Source organism: Limnohabitans sp., assembly GCF_023910625.1.
In the GTDB taxonomy this organism is placed as follows: Bacteria; Pseudomonadota; Gammaproteobacteria; order Burkholderiales; family Burkholderiaceae_C; genus Limnohabitans_A.
Map to the genome: position 1 here is coordinate 1,501,770 of NZ_JAAVVW010000003.1, position 24,649 is coordinate 1,526,418.

At 58.6% G+C, this 24,649-nt stretch carries 22 protein-coding genes and 1 tRNA gene; 7 read left to right on the forward strand and 16 right to left on the reverse strand.

Going from position 1 to position 24,649, the window contains the following annotated elements; genetic code table 11:
* Positions 1–3: 3 nt before the first annotated feature.
* The 6 genes from HEQ17_RS10460 to HEQ17_RS10485 all read left to right on the forward strand — a co-directional run bounded on the left by HEQ17_RS10460 (position 4) and on the right by HEQ17_RS10485 (position 8,700).
* The gene (locus tag HEQ17_RS10460) at positions 4–615 is read left to right on the forward strand and encodes a GNAT family protein (protein ID WP_296292688.1); all 612 of its coding nucleotides are present in this window, start codon (positions 4–6) and stop codon (positions 613–615) included.
* Between the two features lie 15 nt (positions 616–630).
* On the forward strand, positions 631–1,815 hold the full coding sequence (locus HEQ17_RS10465) for a VWA domain-containing protein (protein WP_296292689.1): 1,185 nt from the start codon (positions 631–633) through the stop codon (positions 1,813–1,815).
* Positions 1,816–1,931: 116 nt separating this feature from the next.
* Positions 1,932–3,653: a BamA/TamA family outer membrane protein gene (locus HEQ17_RS10470; protein WP_296292690.1), complete on the forward strand. Its 1,722-nt coding sequence runs from the start codon at positions 1,932–1,934 to the stop codon at positions 3,651–3,653.
* A gap of 8 nt (positions 3,654–3,661) precedes the next feature.
* The gene (locus HEQ17_RS10475) at positions 3,662–7,537 is read left to right on the forward strand and encodes a translocation/assembly module TamB domain-containing protein (RefSeq protein WP_296292691.1); all 3,876 of its coding nucleotides are present in this window, start codon (positions 3,662–3,664) and stop codon (positions 7,535–7,537) included.
* A gap of 109 nt (positions 7,538–7,646) precedes the next feature.
* The gene (locus HEQ17_RS10480; protein ID WP_296292692.1) at positions 7,647–8,579 is read left to right on the forward strand and encodes a hypothetical protein; all 933 of its coding nucleotides are present in this window, start codon (positions 7,647–7,649) and stop codon (positions 8,577–8,579) included.
* Positions 8,580–8,625: 46 nt separating this feature from the next.
* Positions 8,626–8,700, forward strand: a tRNA-Arg gene (locus tag HEQ17_RS10485).
* Positions 8,701–8,756: 56 nt separating this feature from the next.
* On the opposite strand, the gene HEQ17_RS10490 is transcribed toward HEQ17_RS10485, so the two are convergent.
* The 16 genes from HEQ17_RS10490 to HEQ17_RS10565 all read right to left on the reverse strand — a co-directional run bounded on the left by HEQ17_RS10490 (position 8,757) and on the right by HEQ17_RS10565 (position 23,956).
* Positions 8,757–9,755 carry an MBL fold metallo-hydrolase gene (locus tag HEQ17_RS10490; protein ID WP_296292693.1) on the reverse strand — a complete coding sequence of 333 codons (999 nt, stop codon included), beginning with the start codon at positions 9,753–9,755 and terminating at the stop codon, positions 8,757–8,759.
* 56 nt (positions 9,756–9,811) lie between these two features.
* The gene (gene soxB / locus HEQ17_RS10495; RefSeq protein ID WP_296292694.1) at positions 9,812–11,545 is read right to left on the reverse strand and encodes a thiosulfohydrolase SoxB; all 1,734 of its coding nucleotides are present in this window, start codon (positions 11,543–11,545) and stop codon (positions 9,812–9,814) included.
* A gap of 60 nt (positions 11,546–11,605) precedes the next feature.
* Positions 11,606–12,262, reverse strand: a complete 657-nt coding sequence (gene soxX, locus HEQ17_RS10500; RefSeq protein ID WP_296292695.1) for a sulfur oxidation c-type cytochrome SoxX — start codon at positions 12,260–12,262, stop codon at positions 11,606–11,608.
* An 18-nt stretch (positions 12,263–12,280) separates the two neighbouring features.
* Positions 12,281–13,084: a sulfur oxidation c-type cytochrome SoxA gene (gene soxA, locus HEQ17_RS10505; RefSeq protein WP_296292696.1), complete on the reverse strand. Its 804-nt coding sequence runs from the start codon at positions 13,082–13,084 to the stop codon at positions 12,281–12,283.
* A 76-nt stretch (positions 13,085–13,160) separates the two neighbouring features.
* On the reverse strand, positions 13,161–13,472 hold the full coding sequence (soxZ, locus tag HEQ17_RS10510; RefSeq protein WP_296292697.1) for a thiosulfate oxidation carrier complex protein SoxZ: 312 nt from the start codon (positions 13,470–13,472) through the stop codon (positions 13,161–13,163).
* A gap of 58 nt (positions 13,473–13,530) precedes the next feature.
* Positions 13,531–13,986, reverse strand: coding sequence for a thiosulfate oxidation carrier protein SoxY (gene soxY, locus HEQ17_RS10515; RefSeq protein WP_296292698.1), 456 nt, complete (start codon positions 13,984–13,986; stop codon positions 13,531–13,533).
* A gap of 70 nt (positions 13,987–14,056) precedes the next feature.
* On the reverse strand, positions 14,057–15,139 hold the full coding sequence (locus HEQ17_RS10520) for a c-type cytochrome (RefSeq protein ID WP_296292699.1): 1,083 nt from the start codon (positions 15,137–15,139) through the stop codon (positions 14,057–14,059).
* Complete coding sequence (gene soxC, locus HEQ17_RS10525; protein ID WP_296292700.1) at positions 15,123–16,487, reverse strand: sulfite dehydrogenase; 1,365 nt, start codon at positions 16,485–16,487, stop codon at positions 15,123–15,125. The genes HEQ17_RS10520 and soxC overlap by 17 nt, the downstream gene beginning before the upstream one ends.
* Positions 16,488–16,698: 211 nt before the next feature.
* Positions 16,699–17,022 carry a hypothetical protein gene (locus tag HEQ17_RS10530; RefSeq protein ID WP_296292701.1) on the reverse strand — a complete coding sequence of 108 codons (324 nt, stop codon included), beginning with the start codon at positions 17,020–17,022 and terminating at the stop codon, positions 16,699–16,701.
* A 116-nt stretch (positions 17,023–17,138) separates the two neighbouring features.
* Complete coding sequence (locus tag HEQ17_RS10535) at positions 17,139–17,447, reverse strand: c-type cytochrome (protein WP_296292702.1); 309 nt, start codon at positions 17,445–17,447, stop codon at positions 17,139–17,141.
* Positions 17,448–17,607: 160 nt separating this feature from the next.
* Positions 17,608–17,988, reverse strand: a complete 381-nt coding sequence (locus tag HEQ17_RS10540) for a rhodanese-like domain-containing protein (RefSeq protein WP_296292703.1) — start codon at positions 17,986–17,988, stop codon at positions 17,608–17,610.
* Between the two features lie 29 nt (positions 17,989–18,017).
* Positions 18,018–18,629, reverse strand: coding sequence for a TolC family protein (locus tag HEQ17_RS10545; protein WP_296293730.1), 612 nt, complete (start codon positions 18,627–18,629; stop codon positions 18,018–18,020).
* 31 nt (positions 18,630–18,660) lie between these two features.
* Positions 18,661–19,359, reverse strand: a complete 699-nt coding sequence (locus HEQ17_RS10550) for a TolC family protein (protein ID WP_296292704.1) — start codon at positions 19,357–19,359, stop codon at positions 18,661–18,663.
* A 67-nt stretch (positions 19,360–19,426) separates the two neighbouring features.
* Positions 19,427–19,636, reverse strand: a complete 210-nt coding sequence (locus tag HEQ17_RS10555; protein ID WP_296292705.1) for a DUF2892 domain-containing protein — start codon at positions 19,634–19,636, stop codon at positions 19,427–19,429.
* Positions 19,637–19,668: 32 nt separating this feature from the next.
* Positions 19,669–22,884, reverse strand: a complete 3,216-nt coding sequence (locus HEQ17_RS10560) for an efflux RND transporter permease subunit (RefSeq protein WP_296292706.1) — start codon at positions 22,882–22,884, stop codon at positions 19,669–19,671.
* 10 nt (positions 22,885–22,894) lie between these two features.
* A complete protein-coding gene (locus HEQ17_RS10565; protein WP_296292707.1) occupies positions 22,895–23,956 on the reverse strand; it encodes an efflux RND transporter periplasmic adaptor subunit in 1,062 nt (353 codons plus the stop codon).
* Between the two features lie 148 nt (positions 23,957–24,104).
* On the opposite strand from HEQ17_RS10565, the gene HEQ17_RS10570 reads away from it, so the two are divergent.
* Positions 24,105–24,440: a metalloregulator ArsR/SmtB family transcription factor gene (locus HEQ17_RS10570; RefSeq protein ID WP_296292708.1), complete on the forward strand. Its 336-nt coding sequence runs from the start codon at positions 24,105–24,107 to the stop codon at positions 24,438–24,440.
* Positions 24,441–24,649: the final 209 nt, after the last annotated feature.

The window sequence follows — 24,649 nt, forward strand, 5'->3', positions numbered from 1 at the left end:
CCCATGCCCGCTTTCGCTGCACCCACCACGCTGAGCGGAACACATGTCCGGCTGGAGCCTCTGCACGCCAGCCATGCGGCCGATTTGCAAGAAGCGGTGCGCGATGGTGAACTTTGGCAGCTTTGGTACACCGCCATCCCCTCGCCACAAGGCATGGCGGCCGAAATCACCCGCCGCCTGGACTTGCAGGCCAAGGGCAGCATGTGTCCATTCGCTGTGATCGACCCAGCGACCAACCAAGCCGTTGGCATGACCACCTACATGAACATCGACGCGGCCAACCGCCGGGTTGAAATCGGCTCGACCTGGTACCGCCAAAGCGTGCAACGCAGCCCCCTCAACACCGAAGCCAAGCGCTTGTTGTTGGCCCATGCGTTTGAGCAACTGAATTGCATCGCGGTGGAGTTTCGAACGCATTTCTTCAACCAGCAAAGCCGTCGCGCCATCGAGCGCCTGGGCGCCAAGCTCGACGGCGTGCTGCGCAGCCACCAAATCAACCCCCATCCTTTGGGCGCTGGCGCACTGCGCGACACCTGCGTTTACAGCATCATTGCCAGTGAATGGCCCAATGTCAAAACACATTTGGACTACCAACTCGCACGTGTGCGGGCCTGAGGACAGAAAGACGTCATGCTGATCGATTTTTTCTACACCCTGCGTGCAGCCAAATTGCCGGTGTCGGTGCGCGAGTACCTGACGCTGCTCGAAGCCTTGCAGGCCAATGTGGTCGGCCCGGCGTCTGATGCCTGCAGCATCGACGATTTTTACCACTTGGCCCGCACCGTGATGGTCAAGGATGAGAAGCACTTCGACAAGTTCGACAAGGCTTTTGGCGCCTACTTCGAGGGCGTGGAGATGCTGACCGACTTCACCAAAGAAGTGCCGCTGGAATGGCTCGAAAAAATCCTGCAAAAGGAACTCACGCCCGAGCAAAAAGCCGCCATCGAGAAGATGGGCTGGGACGAGTTGATGGACACGCTCAAAAAGCGTCTAGAAGAACAAAAAGAGCGCCATGAAGGCGGCAACAAGTGGATCGGCACCGGAGGTACCTCGCCTTTTGGCAATGGCGGCCACAACCCGCAGGGCATCCGCATCGGTGGCAAGGGTGGCAACAAGAGCGCCGTCAAAGTGTGGGAGCAACGGGCCTACAAGGACTACGACGACCAACAAGAGCTGGGCACGCGCAACATCAAGGTGGCGCTGCGCCGCCTGCGCCGCTTTGCGCGCGAAGGCTCGGTGGAAGAGCTGGACTTGGATGGCACCATCCGCAAAACCGCAGCCAATGCGGGGTACCTGGACATTTTGATGCGCCCCGAGCGCCACAACAACGTGAAGGTGCTGCTGCTCATGGATGTGGGCGGCACCATGGACGATCACATCGCACGCGTTGAAGAAATGTTCTCGGCCGTCAAGGCCGAGTTCAAGCACCTGGATTTTTATTACTTCCACAATTGCGTCTATGACTTCATGTGGAAGAACAACAAGCGCCGCTATGCCGAAAAATTCCCGACCTGGGACATCCTGCGCAAGTACAACAAGGACTACAAGCTGATCTTCATTGGCGACGCGACCATGAGCCCCTATGAGATTTTGCAAAAAGGCGGCAGCGTTGAATACAACAACGAAGAGGCCGGGGCCGAATGGCTGCAACGCCTGACGCACACCTTCCCCAAGTTCGCCTGGATCAACCCAGAGCCCCAAGGCGTGTGGCAATACCGCCAAAGCATTTCCATCATCCAGCAGCTGATGAGCAACCGCATGTTCCCGCTGACCCTCAAAGGGCTGGAAGATGCGATGCGTTTGCTGAGCAAATGACATGGTTTGAGGTCTCAAAACCTTGGACAGCCCTGCTGATAATGGGCTGTTTTGCTCTCTTCGCCTGTTTCGTTTCTCCTGCCCATGCCAATAGCACGTCGGCCCCCAAGTCGGTCATGCCCGCCACACCTGTTGCATTTGCATGGACGGTGCGCAGCAAAGACGAGAACATCCGTGACTTTCTTGTCCAACACATGGCGCTGCGTCGCTATCAGGCCCTGAGCGACCTGGACCACACCGAATTGACGCGTCTGCTGACCGATGCCGACGATCAAGCGCGCGAATTGTTGGCCACACTGGGGTTTTTCAACCCTGCGCTGACCTGGCACCATGACAAAACCGCAGCCCCCAATGCATCGGGCCATTTGGGCCAGGTGATCCTTGACGTTCAGACCGGCCCGGCCGCCCGGGTCACGCAAGTGCAGTGGCAATGGCAGGGTGAGATGACAGACCCTACATCAGGCGTCGTTCTTCAATCGATCATCGAGAAGCAATGGGGCTTGCCACCGGGTGAAATCTTCACGCAATCGGCCTGGGATCGTGCCAAAAACAAAGCATTGCGGCAATTGGTCGCAGAGCTTTACCCTTGGGGCCGTCTGACACAGAGCCAAGCCCGGATCGACACCCTCAACAACCAGGTGAGCCTGACCTTGACGATGGACTCTGGACCGGTAGTACGTCTTGGCGAATTGAAGATTTCTGGTGCCACCAAATACGGCTCGCAACAAGTCGAACGATTGGCCCGCCTCTCATCGGGTCAAGCCTATCGGCAAAACGATCTGCTGGAGGCCCAACAGCGGCTGGTGCTCAGTGGTTTTTATGACTCGGTCTTCATCAGCCTGGACCCGGAGGGCGAGCAGGCGCAAGCACCCGTCAACATTGAGATCAAGGAAAGCCTTCGCCAAAGGTGGCAGCTTGGCGTGGGAGTGCGCAGTGACAGCGGCCCTCGCCTGACAGCCGAACACACGCACCACAGTATCCCAGGCTTGCACTGGCGAGCCGTGAGCCGCGTGGCCGTTGACAAGGACCTGCAGAGCTTCGGCGTGGAATTGTTGGCCCCACCCGACAACAGTTTGTGGCGCTGGAACACCTCTGCCCAATTGCAAAGACAGCAACAAGTGGACGTCATGATCAGCAGCCAACGTTGGCGTGCTGGCCGGATCCAAATGGCCCCCCGAATCGACCGCTCGTACTTTGCCCAATACGATGTCGCCACCCAACAAAATAACCCACTCGGGGCCGTGGAATCCTGGAGTGGCAACTTTGCCTGGGCCTGGCGCGACTTTGACAGCTTGCTCTTTCCCACGCGCGGTCTGGGCCTAGGGATTGAACTGGGTGCGGGCACCAGCTTGGGGCAAGTTCAACAACCCTTTGCGCGCTGGCTGGCCAAAGGTCTGCACATCTGGCCGCTGGGCGAACGAAGTGGCCGCATCGCCTTGCGTGCCTCGATGGGCAGTGTGGTGATTCAGGACACTCGAAATATACCCACCACCCAACTGTTTCTCACGGGAGGCGATAACACGGTCAGGGGCTATGCTTTCAACAGCATCGGCATAGACTTGGGCAATGGGCAAATCGGCGCTGGCCGCTACCTGAGCACTGGCAGTGTGGAATGGCAACACCCCATGCGCTGGCAGGGAACGACAACCGATTGGGAAACTGCCGTGTTTGCCGATGTGGGTGCTGTGGCCAATGCCTTTCACTTGCTCAAAGCCCAATGGAGTTATGGTGTGGGCGCACGTTGGCGCAGCCCGATTGGTCCGGTACGCATGGACCTGGCACACGCCCAGGCTTTGAATAAGTGGCGCCTGCACCTGAGTGTGGGCTTCACTTTCTGAATGTGCCCATGAACTCTGGACAAAAGCCTTCCCCCGAGCAAGCCTCATCTGTCAAGCGTTCGTCCTGGCCTTTGCAGTCTCGGCGTTGGCTTGGCACCTGGTCACTGCGCGGCCCATCTGCCTTGCTGGGGTCCATGATCTTGATGGTTTTGGCCTGGGCATTGTGGGCATGGACTGGCTCAGAAGGCTCATTGGACACCACGTTGAAGTGGGTCAACCGGGCGTTGCCTGCACACCAAACACTGAAAGCCAACGAAGTGCAAGGCAACTTGCGCCAAGGTGGTCGCATCGGTCAACTGCAATGGCACACCCCACTGCTGCAAGCACACACCAAGGATGCCCACATCGCACTGAACTGGTCGCTGCTGTGGCGACAACCCTGGCCCGTTGAAAGTCTTCAACTCCAGTCTCTGGTCATCCGCGACCAACGGCCCGTCCAAGTGCTCGCTCCCTGGGTGAACCTCGATTGGCCCTTGCCCTTGCAAATGTCCCTGAAAGTCGGCCATTTCGAGTGGCAAGGGTCTCAGTCGGTGACGCTGTCCAACGTCCAGGCGCAGTACGCCTACGATGGCCGTGATCACAACTTGCAAGTGCCCAGCTTGACCCTGGCTCAAGGGCAATACCAGCTTCAGGCCCGCTTGCAAGGGGCGGCCCCCATGGCCCTTCAAGTCGATGTCACTGGACAGGTCAACGCGCCCACGCCGGGCAGCCAAGCGCATCTGGCACTGGCCCTGAGCGCATCTGCACAAGGCACGCTTTCGGGACCTCAAGCACAACTGGCCGTGACCGCCCGACTGTCGCCAACACCTGAACAACAAGCAACACCTGCGGGAACCAAAGCCCCGCACCTGAGCTTGCAAGCCGATGTGATGCCGTGGCAGCAACCCGTCATTGTGCAGGCGCATGGTCAATGGCAAGCTTTGGATCTGGCACCCTTATGGCCCCAGGCCCCTCAGACCCACTTGAATGGCCATGCTCAACTTCAACCCGATGGATCGGGCTGGTCGTTGATGGGCGAGCTCAGCAATCTGCAAGCCGGCGCTTGGGACCAGCATCGCCTGCCGCTGGACCACTTGACGCTGCAAGCACGTCACCAAGAGGGTTACTGGCAAATTCAAGCCTCGCAAGCACGATTGGCAGGAGGTCAATTGCAGGCCCAGGCACAACAAAGCCCCGCAGGTTGGACGGGGCAGATGACGTTGTCTGGCATCGTGCCCAATCAATTGCACACAGCACTCACGGGCGCGGCCATACAAGGCCAGGTGCAGGCACAAAACATCGACGCAGGACGCATCCGGTTTGATGCTCAACTGCAGGCCCCAGCGTCACCTGCCAATTCGGTCAAGACAAGGGCCAGCGGCAGCTCGCCTGGGGGCTTTCATTTCGAACACCTTCGGCTGGCAGGACAATGGCACCAAAAGGTCTGGCAAATTGACACCCTCAACCTGAAAGTCAGGCAAGCCACTCTGGCAGGCCAATTCCAGTTTTCAGCGCTGCCCTTTTCGCTGCAAGGTCAGGGGTCGCTGCAATTGCCGGGGCTCAACGCGCAGGCCGTGGGGCATCTGGCCCCATTCAACGGTCAGGGTAAGCTGGACTTGGATGTGCAAGATGCCACCCAGACACAGGCCTGGCTTCAACAAGTCCCTGCTTGGGCACCCTGGCTCAAGCCCCTTCAAGCCTCTGGCAAGGGGCAACTCCAGGCCGAATGGCAAGGCGGCTTTTCTCAAGCAGCGACACCTCTCAAGCTGAGCGTCCAGTGGCCACGCTTGGCCTGGCCCACGGCTCGACAAGACCCTTGGGTCCTGGAGAGTGGCCAGCTGCACATGGCTGGCACCCCCCTGTCCTGGCAAGCCCAATGGCAGAGTCTCCTGGGTCAAGGCCAAGCTTCATCCCGCTTGCAGGCACAGTGGGGGGCGAGCCGACCCGATCTGCACAGCCAACAATGGAGTGGTCTGCTGGACCGTTTTGATCTTCAAGCCATCGGCAAGCCATCACAGGCCCCATGGCGCTTGCAACTGCACAAAGCGATGGCTGTGCAGGCACAGCTGGGGTCACCGACTTTGGCACTGGCCTGGTCCGAGTCCAGCTGGCAGTTGCAAGGCCCCACACCAGGCAGCAGCCGACTGCAGTTGGATGCAGGCCACTGGAGCGCTGCAAGCCTCGGTCAAAAAGCCCATGCACGTGTGTCAGCCAGTTGGGAGGACTTGCCTTTCAACTGGCTACAAAGTGTCTGGGGTACCCATGTCGAAAGTGACGTTTTGCTGCATGGCAAGCTGCTATTCGAGCAAAACAAAGACAGAACCCTGACGGCCCAAATCCGCCGCAGCAGAGGTGACCTGCGTTTCCAAACCACACCATCCGGGGGACCACTCACGGCGGCGGGCTTGCGCGAGGCCAACCTCTCGGTGCGGCTTCACAGCGAACAACTACAGGCCGATTTGCTGTGGGACAGTGAACACATGGGCCAAGCACAGGCCCAAGTATTCAGCAGCTTGAGCCCTGCACCAAAAGGCTGGCAATGGCCAGACCATGCACCCTTGCGTGGCACCGTCAAAGTCCGACTTCCCAAAATCAGTGCTTGGTCCGTGCTGGCCCCACCTGGCTGGCGGGTCCAAGGCAACCTGGATGCTCAATTTGACTTGGCCGGAACACGAAGCCAACCCCTGTGGCAAGGCCGTCTGCAAGCCGACCAGTTGGCCGTTCGCTCTGCCGTGCAGGGTGTGGCATTCGATCAAGGCCAATTGCATGCCCGACTCCAGGGCCAAGAAATGGTGCTCGATCGCTTGTCCTTGCGTGGTGCAGGCCCGCTGGGTGGCGAGTTCTTGGCCAGCGGCCTTGTTCAATTGCCCGATCCTTCCAGCGCGCTGTCCCTCAAAAACGCCCACCCCTTGCATGCGGCCAAACTGAATCTGCAAATGGAAGCCAAATCCTTGCGTGTAAGCAATCGAGCAGACCGCCGACTGGTCATGTCGGGGCAAGTCACTGCCCGCATGCAAGCCGGGCAGATGCAAGTCAGAGGGCAACTCAAGGCCGATCAAGCCTTGTTTTTTTTGCCCGACGAGAACACACCCAGTTTGGGCGAAGATGTGCTGATCGTCAGGCCCGCAAAAGACACGCACCCCATTGCCTCCGCGAACCCCAACACGGCTCCTGCTGACTCGTGGCTGGGCATACCCGACGTGCGTGTCCTGCTTGATCTGGGGTCTGACTTTCGACTGCAAGGCAAAGGCTTGACCACCCGACTCAGTGGTCAAGTCACACTCTTGAGCAACACTGCCACCCAAGGATTGCCACGCCTGAACGGTGAAGTACGCACAGTGGGAGGACGCTACAAAGCCTATGGGCAAGACCTGAATATCCAGACCGGAGTCTTGCGCTTCAATGGTGTCTATGACAACCCCGGACTGGAGATCATTGCCCTGCGTCCACACTTGCCGCAAAGTGTAGGCGTGCAGGTTTCTGGCACGGCCTTGCTGCCCCGCATTCGCCTGTATGCCGACCCCGACATGCCCGATGCCGAAAAATTGGCCTGGTTGGTGTTGGGCCGATCAGCTGCCAGCGGTGGTGCCGAATCGGCTGTACTGCAACAGGCCGCCATGGTTTTGCTCAGCGGCAACGGCAAAACCCTCGGCAGTGAACTGGCCAGCAATCTGGGACTCGATGAAATCAGTGTGGCCACCAGCACCCGAGGTGGCGCCACAGGTACAGCTTTAACGCTGGGCAAGCGCTTGTCGCAGGACTTTTACCTCGCCTACGAGACCAGTCTGAGTGGCACTTTCGGCGGCCTGCTTATTTTTTACGACTTGACCCAACGGCTGACACTTCGTGCTCAAGCCGGCGAGCAAAGTGCACTGGATTTGATCTTTCGGGTGCGGCGGGACTGATATTGTTGTTTAATGCGCCAATTATTTTTGATGCCAATTTAATTAACTTATGTTACCATCCGCTCAAAGAGGCCTTACCAAGTCTTTGTGGTCAACTGCTTGATAACCCATGAACCCTCCAACATGGCGCCCCGCTGATGGGCATTTGCTGCAGCGCTTGCGCTCCGAAGCTGGGATTGACGAGCTGGTCTTTGCTCGAAGAAATACCCTGTCCCTGAACCAACTCCGTGAACTGGAAAGCGGAGAAGGCCAGAGTTTTTACAGCGCACAGATCAAACTCAATGCCGGTTTAAAGTTACTCAAAAAACTGGGTGTCGAGAATCCGCATCCAGCCTCTCCCGAACCAATTCCGCAAACCGACACTTTGGCCATCAAGCCAGCATCTGCCCCTGATCCAGTCGTCGCTGCGACAGACCCAACGGCATCCGAAACCCCTGCAATTTCCAGCCAACCCCAAAGGCGCATCAGCCTCTGGATGGGGGGTCTTCTGATCCTGGGGTTGACACTTTGGTTGCTGCTGCAAGACCCAATGACTGCGCCGAGTGACAACCAGCAAATGGGACTGCAGCAAAGTTCGTCACCTCAGCCCATATTGCCGGCTGCTGCAGACAACTCTTACTCGGTCAGTCCGCAAACTTCTGAACCAGCAGCAGCGGACCAAAACCTGGCTTTGACGCCTGTCGTGGCAAGCCCTTCAGTCGCTGATCCGGTTGCTTCGATGGGCAATCCACTCAAAGCCGTGGCCTGCGCTGACCAATACCGCAAAATCAGCACATCACACACCCCCATCAACCCGATCAAGCCAGGTAACTACATCTATATTGAGGCCCACAAAGACAGCGAATTGTGCGTACTGGACAGCCAGAACAAACTGTCAATCCTGTCACTCAGAGCTGGCATGACCCACACGGTCAATGGCTTGGCACCTTTTCTTCTGCATGCCAAGGACTGGCAAGGACTCAACGTCTTCTTTCAAGGACGACCTGTTCGCATCGAGCATGGCAACGACGCACACTTGGTGCTCAACAGCTTGCCCATTTGAACCCCATCGGCCTGACGCTGTGGCCGTTACAATCTCGGCTCTGCACGCCACCGTAGTTCAATGGATAGAACTCTCCCCTCCTAAGGGAGTGATACAGGTTCGATTCCTGTCGGGGGCACCAGCCTGCACCCTGCAAAATCGCTCTTGCACCTGACCCATAAGCTGTCTTGTTGATTTTTAAAAGGCGATTTTTTCTGCCTCAAGGTAGGCCAGGCTCACATATTTGCCAATGTTGCCGTCAAAGCCTTGCATGGTTTTGGCCCTTGCGGCCACACGCGGGTCTTTCAGCACGGCGGCTTTGGCCTCGGTTTCAGACTTTCCGTCTTCCACCGCTTTGAGGCAGGGCTCCCAGATGCCCGCCATGAATTCACCATAGGTCTTGAGCAGGTCTGGGCGTGCATGGCCATGACCGGGCACCCAGAGCTGATCGCCCGTGGCGGCCTGCAGGGCTTTGTAATATTTAAAGGTACCGGGATAGGAGCCATCGTCCATGTTGGCGATGCGGTTGGTCATGGCGATGTCGCCCACTGCCGTCACCTTGTCTTGCACCACCTCGACACACAGGTCCGATGGCGTGTGCGCCGTGCCGTAGTGGTGCATGCGAAATGTCAGATCGCCGATCTGAATCGCTTGGCCATGCTGCACGGGCGTGTTGGGCACCACCACTTGGGTGCCCAATGTGGACTGATTGGTCCAGCGCTCCATCAGGCTGCGCCACAGGTTGCCTTCTGCGCCTTTGAGTTTTTCAATGGTGCTGGGCAGTGCGTAAATGGGCAACTTGTCGCCATAGGTCTTGGCAAAGGCATGGTTGCCCAGCCAATGGTCACCGTGGTAATGGCTGTTGAACATGGCCACCACGGGTTTGTCGGTCACCTGGCGGATCATGCGGATGGCCATCTGGCCGATTTGCAGCGAAGCCCCCGAATCGATCACCACCACCCCGGCTGTGGTGACCACAAAAATGACGTTGGCCATCATGCCCCGGTTTTCAGGGGTGGGAAATCCGTCGGGGGAATAAATCATCCACACATGGGGTGACAGCTTTTGCGCCGGAATGTCGGCCACGGGCGGACCTTCGATGAAGTCTTGCGCTTGCTGCGCGAGCAAACGGGCCTCGGGCCACAGGGCTGCGCCGCCGAGGGCAGCGCTGGCCCACAACAGTTGTCTTCTTTTCATGGTGATCCCTCCATCGGTGCAGCGCTGGGCAGTGCCAAGGGCGCTGCACGCGCACATCAAACGGCGTAGCCCTTGTTGGGCAATGCGCCCATGATTTTGGGCGTGTTGAGTTGGCGTGGCTTGATGCGACCGCCTTGCGCTTTGAGCCAGGTCTCGACCACTTCCCAGACCTGCTTGTTGCCTTGGTTGCGGGCTTCCTCGGCCACAGGAGCCCAGCCAGCGACCTTGTACTTTTTGCCTGCATCGATGAGCTGGCCTTTCAGGCGCATATCGCCAATGCGTTGGCCTGCCTTGGCCACCGGGTTGCAGTTGTACGTCAGTCCGCCCACACGCACCATGTCGCCGCCTTGCTGGTAATAGGGGTCGGGGTTGAACAGGTTGTCGGCCACGTCTTCGAGCACGGTCTTGATGGTCTCGCCCGTCATCTCGGTCACCGTGGCGTAGGAATAAGTGGTGGCGGTCATGTCGAGCAGCCATTCGCGCGTGATGGCTTGCCCCGGCAAGAGCGTGGTACCCCAGCGAAAGCCCGGTGAGAACGCGATGTCTGCGCCCTGCACGTCCAGCAGCGCGTCGATCAACAACTGGTCACCCGTGCCGTTGAAGTTGCCACGGCGGTACAGCAAGCCGTCGGTCACGGCCAGCTTTTCGGACAGCTTGGCTTCGTAAGGCGCGCGGATCTTGGTGATCAATGCGTCCATCTCTTTGTCGGCGGGCAGCATGTTCGAGAACACAGGCAGCAGCTTGTAGCGAAAGTCGGTGACTTTCTTGTCTTTGACTTCGAAGTCGAGCACGCCCAGGAACTTGCTGTTCGAGCCCGCATTGGTGACGATGGTCTTGCCGCCTTTATTGGACACAATGGAGGCGACCGGCATGCCATCGTGCGTGTGGCCGCCCATGATGGCGTCAATGCCGCCGACACGGCTGGCCATCTTGAGATCCACGTCCATGCCGTTGTGGCTGATGACCACCACCACCTGTGCGCCTTTGCCACGGGCCTCAGTCACCATGGCCTGCATGTTTTCGTCTTGAATGCCGAATGCCCAATCGGCCACCATGTAACGCGGGTTGGCAATCGGTGTGTACGGGAAGGCTTGGCCAATGATGGCGCAAGGCACACCATTGATTTCACGGATCACATAGGGCTTGAACACCGGGTCGCCAAAGTCGTTGGTCTTGACGTTTTGCGCCACAAAGTCGACCTTGCCTGCAAAGTCTTTCTCAACAATTTCCTTGACGCGCTCCATGCCCAGGGTGAATTCCCAGTGACCGGTCATCACGTCCACGCCCAGCAGTTTGCAAGCGTCGACCATGTCCTGACCGTTGGTCCACAAGCTGGTGCCTGAGCCCTGCCAGGTGTCGCCCCCGTCGAGCAACAAAGCTCCAGGGCGGCTGGCCTTCATGCGCTTGACGAGCGTGGCCAAGTGGGCAAAGCCACCGACCTTGCCGAAGCGCTTGGCTGCCTTTTCAAAGTCCAAAAAGGTCAGGGCATGCGCTTCTGCTGTGCCGGGTCTGATCTTGGCGACTTGCAGCAAATGCTCGCCCACCAAATGCGGCAGGTTGCCCTGCATGGCACCAACCCCTAAGTTGATGCTGGGCTCGCGGAAATAAATCGGCTTGAGCTGCGCATGGCAATCGGTCATGTGCAGGAAAGACACATTGCCGAACTTGGGGATGTCATACAAGCCATTGGCGGCGGTGGCCGCGCTGGACTGGGCATAAGCGCCCATGCTCATGCCGGCCATCGTGCCAGCGCCCATGACTTGGATAAATTCGCGTTTGGAAAGATTCATATTTGCAACCACTGATATATAGGGGGCTAAAAAACCCGGACCAGCCGGGTTTTCAAGGGATTACTGGTTCACAGGCGACTTGGGGTCAAGCAGCAAACCCACGATGTGGCGAACCTGTGTTTCGTTCAAGATGCCCATGTGCCCAGCGCGGGGCATATTGGAGCAGGCGTTGTAGGCCTTGGCGTTCCAGATCTTGCCCCAGGTGTATTCCACGATGGCCTTGCTGGCCGGATCGCTCGGGTTGGAAACACCACGGATCTTGCCGTAGTTGTACAGACTAGGTCCCAGTGTGCCGTAAGAAATTTCTTTCTTGTCCATCTGATGACAGTTGTAGCAATTGCCACCATTGACGGCCGTCGCGGAATCGGTCCAGGTCAGACCACGACCGCTTTGGGCAATGGCTTCGCCCTGCTTCCAGTCACCGATGAATTGGCCGTCTGAGGGCCACTTGATGGCTTTGAGGTTGGCTTCTTCGATGCGCTTGGCGGTTTTTTCGTCCAGTGGCTTGCCGGCCACATCGGCTTCGCTGCAAACACGGTTGGTTTCGTCAGTGGCGGTGAGGCGTTCGATCTTGACGTGACTCTCGTCACGAAAAGAAGCCTTGACGATCTTGTCCGTCAAGGCATTGAGCTCGGCCACGGAAGGGCCGGATGCGCAACCTGCAGCCACCAAAGCGGCAGCCAAGCTGGCCAGTACGAGTGAAGTCTTTTTGTTCATGAGGTTCTCCTGTTCAGATCAGCGCTTGATGGCCGGGGCAACGGAAGCTGCACCCTTGGCATTCACACCCAAGTAGGTGGACAGGGCGATCGTGGCGTCGCTGGCAAAACCAGGATAAGGGAAGCGCTGCTGGCGGTAGCAGTCGTTCAGGCGAAGTTGCATGCTCCACATCTGACCGTTGGACACGCGGTAGGCAGGCCAGGCGGCAAAACCGACACCGTCGCCAGGGTTCTTGGTCAGGATGGGCAGGTCTTGCAAGCGGATGCGTTTACCTTCTTCACCGTGGCAGGATGCGCAAGAAAAGTCGTGCGTACCACCGCGCTGGAAGAACAGGCGTTTGCCCACTTCGTAGAAGGTTTTTTCTTGGGCATGAGATTGCGACAGGTTGAACTTTTGGCCTTTGGACTCGGCGGCGATCCAGGTGGCCAAGGCCGTCACATTGGCCATCTCGCCACGACCAAATGCGGTCTTGGAGATTTCGGCGGCGTTGAAGCCTTGCAGGGTTTCCATGCAGGTGACCAGACGCGACTCGAGGTCTTGCATCTTTTGGGTATCGGCAAAGAATCTGGGCAACTCTACGAAGGCACCCTTGAACACGCCGGGGCCTTTGCCCAAGTCGCATTTTTCAAGCGTGGCGTTTTTGGGGCCGCGGGCTTTTTTCCAGAGGTCTTCGCCTTTGGCCTCAAACAGCTCGGCGGGGTTGCCGTCTTGCAACATGGCGCGGTATTCGTCAATGCCCTGGCTGGCGGTTTTTTGGGCCAGCGCGGGCAAGGCGCTCAAGACCAGTGCTGCTGCCATGGCCAAAGTGGATGCTTTGTTCATTGTCACCTCTGTGGCTATTTTTGAAATGCGCAAAGGGTGAAGTCGTGGCTTGACCCATTGCTCTGTCATCGCACGATCACGAAACGGTGGCTTCGTCGGTGCGGGTATCGCCCCGGTTGTCTTTCCAGGTCACAGCAATTTTGTCACCGGCTTTGGCGCCTTTGACAGTGAATTGCAGGAAGGGGTTTTTCGACACAGCAGGGCCCCACTCGGCGGAAAAAACGTCCTTGCCGTTGAGCTTGGCTGTGACTTCCTGGATGAACCAGGCGGGCACGGTCTTGCCGGAAGCGTCTTTGCGCTGACCGGTTTCCATTTCGTGGGCCATCAGAACACGAATGGTTGCTTTGTCACCGGAAGACTGAGCACGAATGCGCATTGGATCTGCCATTTTTCTCTCCTAAATCTGTCAATGATTGAATGTGAAGTCGATGGGATGCGTACGGGAATTAACCGCCGCAACCGCCCAAAGTGACCTTGACTTCTTTTTTGGCCCACAAGGCTTTGCCGTCGTTCATGATGGCCACAGCGTAGACATCGGAAGACTGGCCCATCTTGGCGCGGGTCGAGAAGTTGGCTTCAACGGCATCGGTCACATTGAACATGGCAACCAGTGCGGAGGGGTTCTTTTCGACCATGATCAGCAAGTGCTTGACGCCGGTCAGGGTGGTGCTGGCACCCAAAGGCACGACCGCACCGTTTTCGGCAATGTCCGGACCGATGATGGTCACGTCCTTGCTTTCAGCCATGCTTTTGGCACCCGCAGCACGGGCAGCTTCTTGCACTGTTTTGGCTTCGAATGCAGCTTTGTTGACTGCAGCTTGAGCGAACTGAGGGAAGCCCGCAGAGGCCAAGATGCCAGCCACAACAACGCTTTGCTTGAGTGTCTCGCGACGGTTTTGCATCTGATATCTCCTTTGATGGTTGAGTGATGCGATAAAAACAGGTTCAGCTGTACCGTGGAATCGGCCCACGTTACTTGCTGGCCCCCTTGGAAATCCATTCTGCAATCAGTTTGGCGTCCGTGTCAGGCAGTGATTGTGCAGGCATTGGAATCGGTCCGTAAACCCCCACACCACCCACCTTGATTTTTTCTGTCAGGTAAGCGACCTTGCCAGCCTGTTTTTTGGCAATTTCATGAAAGCCTGGGCCCACGATTTTTTTATCGACACCATGACAGGCGGTACAGCTGTGTTTGTTCAACAAAGCGATGACGGCCTTGGATTCATTTTTTTCTGGCTTGGCGGCGGCCACAGGAGCTGCTGCGGCTGCCGCAGCTACTGGCGTACCGGCTTTGGGCTCTGGGCGCGTTGTGTCTGCACCCCGCTGTGGTCCCACAATTCGGGTTTGCTCTTGCAAGTTGCCGTGTGCGTTGCGCGCAAAGTCTGGCAAAAATGACGCCACTTTAGGCTCAGGCGTGCAGTCTTTCATGCAAATTTTGTTGTTCGTGTCAGGCTTTTTGACGCCCCCAAATTCATTGCCAGGCCACATCGCGTGTGCAGTGGTCATGCCATTGCGGTTGGGCATCCGGGCCTGAACTTCGGCGATGTTTTTGTCCGACAAGACAAAGTTGTCCGGCACGATGTTGCCCAGGTTCAACATGAACGCTGTGACGGCATAGACCTCTTCCGTGGTCAGCGTCTTGGGGTTGGTCCAAGGCATGGCCCGGTTGACGTAGTCCCACAAGGTAGACACCGTGGGCACTTTCATCAGGGTGGTTCTGCCGGGGTAGTCGGCGCGCTGCAAATTGGCCACACGACCTGTTTTGATGTCTTCGGCTGTCGTTCCGCCCACGATGGGGCTGAAGACTTCGTTGGACTCGCCGAACACACCATGGCAATGGGCGCACTTGGCCTCCCACACATCCTGGCCTTTGGCCACCGAGCCAGAACCGGCTGGCAAACCCTTGAAGTCGGGACGCACATCGATGTCCCACTTGGCCACTTCTTTGGCCGTGGCCTCGCGGCCCACGCCAGGAAATTTTGTGGTCTGTGCGCTGGCCAAGCCTGCTGCGGCCAGACAAACAAAGGCTAAAACGGCATCACGAAACTTGGACATTTTTCACCTCACCGTTTTCCTGAACCAACCATGATTGGATGGCGTTGTTGTGATAGATAGATCGAGTTCCGCGCACAGCACGCAACTGTTGATAAGTGGGCTGAACATGCCCTGTTTCATCTTGAGCACGGCTTTGAATGATGGCCGGTTTGCCGTCCCACACCCAATTGAGGTTGAACCGGGTCAGGGCCTTCGACAGCACCGGAGTTTCCAGCCGCGCTTGTCGCCAATTGCGTCCGCCGTCGGTGGAGACATCCACCCGCTTGATCTTGCCCTTGCCCGTCCAGGCCAGGCCTGTGATGTTGTAAAAACCTTTGTCCAGCAGCACCTGCCCGCCAGAGGGTGTGGTGACCACGCTTTTGACTTCTTGAATGTTGCTGTACTGGCGCTGCAAACCGTTGGGCATCAAATCAATGTAGTGAATGGCCTCGTCTTTGGCGGCGTAAGGTTTGTCACCCACCTCAACCCGTCGCAGGTATTTGACCCAGCTCACGCCCTGCACACCGGGCACCACCAAACGCAGGGGGTAACCGTTTTCGGGGCGCAACATTTCGCCGTTTTGGCCGTAAGCCACGATGACTTCACCCGAGGTGATCAAGCTCATCGGAATGGTTCGGGTCATGGACGATCCATCTGCACCCTCAGCCAAGACAAACTTGCCGTTCTTCAGGTCAGCACCCGCCAACTCAAGTAAGGTGATCAGGGGCACGCCCGTGAACTCGCTGCAAGAGATCATGCCGTGCGTGTACTGCACGGTGGGCACCGCCACGTTGCCCCACTCGGTGGCCGTGTTGGCACCGCACTCGATGAAGGCAAAGCGCGAGACCGAAGGCAAGCGCATGATCTCGTCCATGGTGAATACCATGTTCTTTTTGACCATGCCGTTGATCATGAAGCGGTGCTTGGAAGGATCAATGTCCCACCAACCCTGATGGTGACGCTCGAAGTGCAAACCGCTGGGCGTGACGATGCCAAACAAGGACTGCAGAGGCGCGAACGACACCGAAGCTTGCGTGGTTTGCGTCAACCCGGGGCTTTGGCGGCGCTGCAAGTTGGCTTCGTACTGCGAAGGCTTGCCGTAACCTTCTGTGGCCACGCCCTGTCCCAGGCCCGTGGTGTGCTCAGGCAGGTTCAAGATGTTGGGATCACCCCCTTCAGCCGGCACTGGATTGCCTTGCGCCATGGCCATGGGCGCAGCGGCACCAGCAGCCGCAGCGGCAAAGGCATTGCGAATGAAATCACGGCGGCCTTTTTTGCCCTCGGCAAAGACTTCCTTCACGCCGCTGGGGGTCAGAAAGTGTTCAGGTGCTTTTTGCACCCTGCCTGAATTGATGCTGACTTCGTTCACACAAACTCCTGGTTTTGAGTGGGCAATCCCGACCATTTCCAAACTGCCACTCTCTGGTTCACCGAGACAAGTGGCCTGGGTCAAGGAACACATGGTTCAAGCCCAAATGGTCATTAGGTCCGTATATTCGGATATGCGAATATATAGGATAAAGAGCGAATCTGAATCAGGGATTACACGGGGGCCAGCATCGACTCAGGACAAACCCTGATCACTTGAATTTGTAATGGTCTCGGTTGAGTACCGCCGCCACAGAAGTCACTTCTTCCGGAAACATGCCCATGTTCAACTGGGTGTTGCATTGCTCGACCATGCCGCGCAAAAAAGACGCCGTATTGATTCGCCCTTGGGGTTTGTAAATGGCGCTGCCATCGCCCCCCACTTTGGACACATGGCAGGCCACGCATTTGTTTTCTGCGATCAATTTCTCACCGAGTTTGATGTCAGCTTCCTTGAAGATCGCAGGTTGCGCCATGGCTGCGCTTGCCAATGCCCAACCCAAACCCAACCCACTCAAAATCTTGACGAATTTCACAGCAGTTTCCCCATAAAAAAACCGCTCAAGGCGCGAACCCTGAGCGGCAAACAAAAGCCACGAGTACCCATCGAGCTTTGAGTTTATCCATTCGAACAAGCCTCTTGGGCTTGTGATTACTTGCCGCCCGCCAAAATCCAAGTAGCCAAGGTCAGGGCATCTGCATCGCTCAAAGCGGCTTGAGCGGGCATGGGCACTGGGCCCCATTTGCCAGAACCGCCAGCCTTGATGCTTTTGGCCAAATTCGCGGCTGCATCTTTTTGTCCAGCGTACTTCTTGGCCACATCGCTGTAAGACGGGCCGACCATTTTTTTGTCAGCAGCATGGCAAGCCATGCAGTTGTTTTTCTTGGCCATGTCCAGGTTGGCAAAGGCGGGGGCAGAAGTCAAAGCGGCCACAGCGGCCACAGCAAAAATCAATTTCATCAAGAACTCCATCAATGAGGGGGGTCGAATATAACCAGGCACTAATTTAACCGAAATCAATGCGGATAAGAACAACCCAGACCCATTTCGGCGTCAGGGATTTTACTGAGGGCTGGCCACACAAAGACCCAAAGCCATCCCCAAAACGCGGCCATAGGGCTCACTCAAACGCAGGCTGTTCGGGCTTGACCACCGTTTTGCCTGCAGCAGCCCAAGCGTCAAAACCACCCGCAATCGATGAAACATTCAGGTAGCCCATGCTTTGCATGGTTTGCGCTGCCAAAGCTGCGCGGCCGCTGGTCTTGCAGTACAGCACCACCTTCAGGTCGCGGCCCGACAAGGCGGGCGTGCCGCTGAGCTTGAATTCCAGCAAGCCCCGGGGCACCAGCACCGCACCGGGCAAGTGGCCAGCGGCAAATTCGTCGGCTTCGCGCACATCGATCAACACATCGGCTTGGCGAATGGCTTCATCGGCGTCTTGCAAGGCGATCTCGCGGACATGGGCTTTGGCTTGCAGGACCAGATCGTGGGCTGTTTTCATGGTGTCTCCTCCAGGTTCAAACATTGGGTTCATGGGGCCAACTGGGCGTTCAGGCCCTGCAAGCTTTGCACAGAGAGGCTACCGGTCAAGGCGTCCAGTTGCAAGCGGGTCTGCAGCAACTCGGTCTGCGCGCGCAACCAGGCCAGCTCGGTCAGGGTCGCGTCATTTTCGGCTTGCAACAATTCCAAGGTGGTGCGGTCACCGACTTGGCGACCCAACCGAGTGGCATCCAGTCTGGCGGTACTGGCTTTCCATGCGGCTTGCAAGGCCGACAAACGGGCAGGCCCGGTTTGCAGCGCCAACCAAACCGAGCGGGCTTGCTGCTGGGTTTGCTGCACGGCCAACTCGTATTCGGCCTCGGCCTTCGCTTGCGCGCTCACGGCCTCTTGCAGTTTGGCGCTGCGGTAACCGCCGGTGTACAAGGGCAGGTTCATGCTCAAGCCCAGCATCTGCTGACTTTGCGTGTTGCTGGCGGGGCCAAAATCGCCGTCGCCACTCAAGCGGTCACGACCGGCTTGGGCCACCAGGTCGAGCGTGACGCCACCACGGGCTTCGTGCTTTTTCACTTCTTGCCGGGCCACGTCCCACTGGGCTTTTTTCAGGCGCAAACCGGTGTTGGCTTCGCGCACTTGGGTCAGCACCTGGTCCAAAGATGGAGAAGCCGTGACCGGCTCATGCGGCTTTGGGCGCTTGGGGTTTCAGGGCCTCGGATGGCAATCGGGTGGATTCGGCCAACACTTGGCGGGCCATTTGCAACTCGCTGTCGGCGGCCAGCCACTGCGCCTGCAAACCGGAGGCACGGGCTGCCGCTTCGTGCGTGTCGGTCACCGGCAGATCGCCGATGGAAAAACGGTCCCGGGCTTCGGTCAGCGAGCGCTGAACGGCGGCGTGCTGGTTTTTCAAAACTTGCTGCTGCCGATCGGCCAGCAACACTTGGAAGTAGCGCTGCACTGTCAGCAGCATGAACTGCTGGTGCGCCAGATCGGCACGCCATTCGGCCACGCCTGCGGCTTGCTGCAGTTGCGCTTGTTGGGCTTGGCGCTCCGGACTGTACAGGGCTTGCTTGGCTTGCAAGGACCAGCGGGTGGAGGTCGCGGCACTGGCCGAGGTGCCAAATGACACCCCATTGGATTGGCCAAAGCCAGGTGCAGAAAATTGTGCACCCTGCATGCGTGAGTCAGCCGACCTGGCCCCTACCGTGGCGCTGCCCATCACAACGGGTCGCCACAGCGATTGGGCCTGCGCTTCAAAGGCTTGCACCGAAGAACGGGTGGCTTGCACCACCTGCATCTGCGGGTCGTGCTGGCGCGCGTGTTCCCAGGTTTGCAGCAAGGTCCAGCGCGTGCGCAGCAGGGGTCCAGAGCGCAGCAACCAACAGTGCGCTGCTCAAGCGCTTGCTGTGGAATCGTGACGGGGTCATGGCGCGCGGGCTTTCTGATCAGCAGCCGCGCTCAACGCCCAGCTTGCTGAGGATGGACTCCATCAGGCACCACTTGGTGAGCGCGCTTTGCAGCAGGTTGGCCCCCACAAAAGCGGTGAACGCCAGCCACCACTCGCTCACAAAAATGGGACTGCCCTGCACGCCCAGCGCCAAAGACAACAACACAAAGGTACCAGCGACCAAACGAACGATTTGCCAAGATTTCATGGTGATTTACTCCAGTTGATGAAAGAAAAAATTCAAGCGCCGTACTTCTTGCGGTACGCCACGTAATACAAAGTCGGGATGACGACCAGCGTCAGCACGGTAGAGACAAAAATGCCGAAGATCAGCGAGATGGCCAGGCCATTGAAGATCGGGTCATCCACAATGAAAAAGGCACCGATCATGGCCGCCAGGCCCGTCAGCATGATGGGCTGGGCGCGGGTGATGGCCGACTGCACAATCGCCCGCTTGAAGTCCATGCCGCCTTGCACCTGCAGGTTGATGAAGTCCACCAGCAAGATCGAGTTGCGCACGATGATGCCCGCCAGCGCGATCATTCCGATCATGCTGGTGGCGGTGTACTGCGCATTGAGCAGCGCGTGGCCTGGCATCACACCAATGATGGTGAGCGGAATCGGCGCCATGATGATGAGCGGCGTGAGGTAAGAACCAAACTGCGCCACCACCAGCAAATAGATCAGGATCAGGCCCACGCCATAAGCTGCACCCATGTCGCGGAAGGTCTCGTAGGTGATCTGGGACTCGCCATCCCACTTGATGCTGTAGCCGCGCCAGGCATCGTCGGGCTGGTGGATAAAGTATTCCTCTAGCTTTTGACCGTCCGGTCCGATGATCTGGGCCACGTCGACGCGCATCTTGAACAAGCCATACAAGGGGCTGTCGACTTTGCCTGCCATGTCGGCCATGACAAAGTTCACCGGCAACATGTTTTTGTGAATGATGGGTTGCTCGCGCAGGGTGTCGCTCACGGTGACCAGCTCGCGCATGGCCACCACCTTGCCCGTGGCCGTTTTCACGCCCAACTGCAGCAAGGCGTCCAGATCGCCATGCAGTTGCGCAGGCAACTGGATCAGTGCGGGCACGGGGTACTTGCTGCCGTCGTGCAAGTAGGTCACCGACTCACCCGCCAAACCGGCACGCAAAGTGGTCACGATGGCTTGTTGCGACACCCCCAGAACCGCCGCTTTGCGGCGGTCTACCAGCAGCAGCTTGCGCGGTGCATCGGCAATCGAGCTGTCATCGATGTCCACCACACCTTCGGTCTTTTCAAACACAGCACGCACCGACTGCGCGACTTGGCGACGGCCTTCGGCATCGGGCCCATAAATCTCGGCCACGATGGGCGACATCACGGGCGGGCCAGGCGGCACTTCGACCACCTTGACGTTGGCACCGTGACGGCGGCCAATCTCTTGCAAAGTCGGACGCACACGCGTGGCAATCACATGGCTCTTGTCGCTGCGCTCGGACTTGCCCACCAGATTGACTTGGATGTCCCCCAGCTCAGAGCCTGCACGCAGGTAGTACTGGCGCACCAAGCCGTTGAAGTTGATGGGCGAAGCGGTGCCGACATAGGCTTGGTAGTGCGTGACCTCGGGCACGGTGGCCAAGTGACCACCCAGCTCGCGCATGACGGCGGCGGTTTTTTCCAGCGGCGTGCCTGCGGGCATGTCCACCACGACCTGGAACTCCGACTTGTCGTCAAAGGGCAGCATCTTGAGCATGACCAAACCGGTCGCAGGCAAGACCAAAGACAAGGCGATCAAACCCGCCACGCCCAAGCCCAGCAGCTTGCGGTTGCGCCCGCCCGATTGGGCGTCGAGCAAGGGCTTGAAAACTTTTTCGAACAGGGGTTCGAGTTTGGCGCTCAGGCCGGTGTGGCCTCCTGCCGCGTCATGCGCATGACCAGTCAGAGGCTTCATCCACATGCCCGCCAACCAAGGTGTGATGACGAAGGCAATGGCCAGCGACAGCAGCATGCCCAAGCTAGCATTGATCGGAATCGGGCTCATGTAGGGGCCCATCAGGCCGCTCACAAACGCCATGGGCAAGAGCGCGGCGATCACGGTGAAGGTGGCCAAGATGGTGGGGCCACCCACTTCATCCACCGCACCGGGGATGATTTCACGCAAGGATTTGCCGGGGAACAGCTGCTGGTGGCGGTGGATGTTTTCCACCACCACGATGGCGTCGTCCACCAAAATGCCGATGGAGAAAATCAGTGCAAACAGCGACACGCGGTTGAGCGTGAAGCCCCAGGCCCAGGACGCAAACAGGGTGGCCGTCAGCGTCAAGATCACAGCCACGCCCACAATCGCGGCCTCGCGGCGGCCCAGTGCCATGAACACCAGTGCCACGACCGAAGCGGTGGCAAACAGCAGTTTCTGGATCAGCTTTTGCGCTTTGTCGTTGGCGCTTTCGCCGTAGTTGCGGGTCTCCACCACCTGCACGTCGTCAGGGATCACGGTGCCTTGCAGCTTGGCCACACGGCTTTTCACGCCATTGGCCACGTCGATGGCGTTTTCACCCGACTTTTTGGTGATGGACAGCGTGACGGCGGCGAATTCTTCACCCCCGTTTTTTTCGTTGTTGCCGTGCCAGACATAGCGTGCAGCCGGCATGGGGCCGTCCTGCACATCGGCCACGTCTTTCAAGAACACCGGCTTGCCCTGCACCACCTGGACCACCAGGTCGGCCACTTCAGACGCCTGCGACAGGTGCGGCCCGGCTTCGATGGCCACGCTTTGGTTGCCACCCAACAAGTCGCCCACCGGCAAACCCAGGTTCGCAGACTGCAAAGCCATGCGCAGATCGTGCACCGTGACGCCCGAGCCGTTCATGCGCTGCGGGTCAATTTGCACCAACACCGCACGGCGCGGCCCGCCAATGGTGACCACATCGCGGGTGCCGGGCACGCGCTTGATGTCGGCTTCGATGCTGTGCGCCACGCGCTCCAGATCAAAAGCGCTCACATCCGCATTTTTCCCGTGCAAGGTGAGCGACACGATCGGCACATCGTCAATGCCCTTGGGCTTGATCAGCGGTTCAGGCAAGCCCAAGTTGCGCGGCAACCAGTCGGCGTTTTCGCGGATCGTGTCGTGCAACTTGACCAGCGCCTCGGTGCGCGGCACGCCCACCTTGAACTGCACCGTCATGATGGCCACGCCAGGGCGCGAGACCGAGTACACGTGTTCCACGCCCGCGATCTTGGACAGCACCTGCTCGGCCGGAATGGCCACCATTTGCTCGACTTCGCGCACCGACGCACCCGGGAAAGGCGCGATCACGTTGGCCATGGTCACATTGATTTGCGGCTCTTCTTCGCGGGGCGTCACCATCACGGCAAACACGCCCAGCAAAAACGCCACCAGCGCCAGCAAAGGCGTGATTTGTGCGGTTTGGAAGGCCGCTGCGATGCGGCCCGAAATGCCCATTTTTGGCTCGTTCATGGGGCTGCTTTCAAGGTTTGGTGGTGACCGTGGCGGGGTCGGTGACAACTTGCTCACCGGTGCTCACGCCCGACAAAATTTCCACGTTCAGACCATTCACACGGCCCAAGCGCACTTGGCGCAAACGCGGCTTGCCTTGTGCATCCATCACGTACACGCCGGTCATTTCGGCGCGGCGCACGATGGCCGACAAGGGCAACACCACCGGATCGGCCTTGGTGTTTTGGGCGGTGCTGCCAGCCTGAACGCCGGACACCCACACGCGGGCAAACATGCCGGGCACCAAGCCCTCGATGCCAGCGGGCAAAGCCAAGCGCAGCTGTGCGGTGTGCGTGACCGGGTCCACCGATGGCAGCAGCTGGGCTGTGCCCGCTTTGACCGGCTGGGCGCTGTGGCCTGCGATCTCGTAGCGCACCGACGCGAGTTGACTGCGCACGCCACTGAGCATCGACTGCGGCACGGCCGCGCTCACGCGCAATGCCGAGGGGTCGTGCAGGGTCAGCATGGGGCGCCCGGGCATGGCCATGTCACCCAAAGTGACGGCCACATCGGATACCACACCATTGAAAGGGGCGCGCACACTGAAGAAACCGGTTTGTGTTTGCGCCGCGCGGGTCTGGGCCTGCTGCGCCTGCACCTGGGCGCGGGCCGCTTCCCACTGGGCCTGGGCGCGGTCGAGCGCACCCTGACTGATGTATTGCTTTTGGAAGAGTTGCTTTTGACGATCCAGCTCTTTGCTGGCCACGTTCAGGTTGGCTTGCGCGGCTTCGAGTTGGGCGCTGCTGCCCGCCACCTGTTGCTGGGCGGCGCTGGCGTCGACGCGCAGCAGCTCTTGCCCAGCGCGCACGCGGTCACCGGCTTTGACATTCAGGCCCACGATGGTGCCTGCCACTTGGGTGGACAAGGTGGCTTGGCGCACCGCTTCGACCACGGCGTCCAGGCTGACCTGGGCGGCACCGGCCGTGCTGGCGGTGGCCGCCATGGTTTTGGCGCTGTCGGCATTGGCCCACACAGGGCCCATGTGCACAGCAGAAAGGGCCAAGGCCGAAGCCAGGATCAAGCGTCTTTTCATCGAAACATCTCCGTTAAACCGTTGGGTGGCAAAAGCCTGGTTAATTCTCAAATTTGCACAATTGCTTATTTGCTTGTTCACGCAATAATACAATCTTTTCAAGCCTGCCGTCCATTCAAGGCAAAAAAGCTGTAAATTGGAGCGCACCATGAAAGACCTGCCCGACAAAGCACTGGACCAGATCGCCGCCTATTTCCAGGCGCTGTCTGAGCCCACGCGCCTGAAAATCCTGAATTTGCTGCGCGAACAAGAGCGCAGCGTGGGCGAATTGGCCCAACTCAGCAGCTATTCCGCAGCCAACGTCTCTCGCCACCTGTCTTACCTGGCCCAGCACGGGTTGGTGGAACGAGAAAGCCGTGGCGTCAGCGTTTTCTACCGCGTCAGCGACCCCTCTATTTATGCGCTGTGTGATTTGGTGTGCGGCAACATCGCCCGCCGCTACGAACAAGCCTCCAGCGACCGCGCCGTGTTCAAGCCTGATTGATGTCCCGTCAAACAGACCACCGCCAGGCTGCCCACGCCACCGCCTAACCCGACAATCCACGCCCAGGTTTTGAGTTTGGCCGACTGCGCTGAAAGCGCAGCGCAGGCCAGCAGCCACTGTCTGCGGCTCATCTCCTACCTCAGTCGGTCACCCTTGACTTATCTGTTGCAGCACTCGGCGGCACCTTTGCCTTGTCCATGACTTGCGCT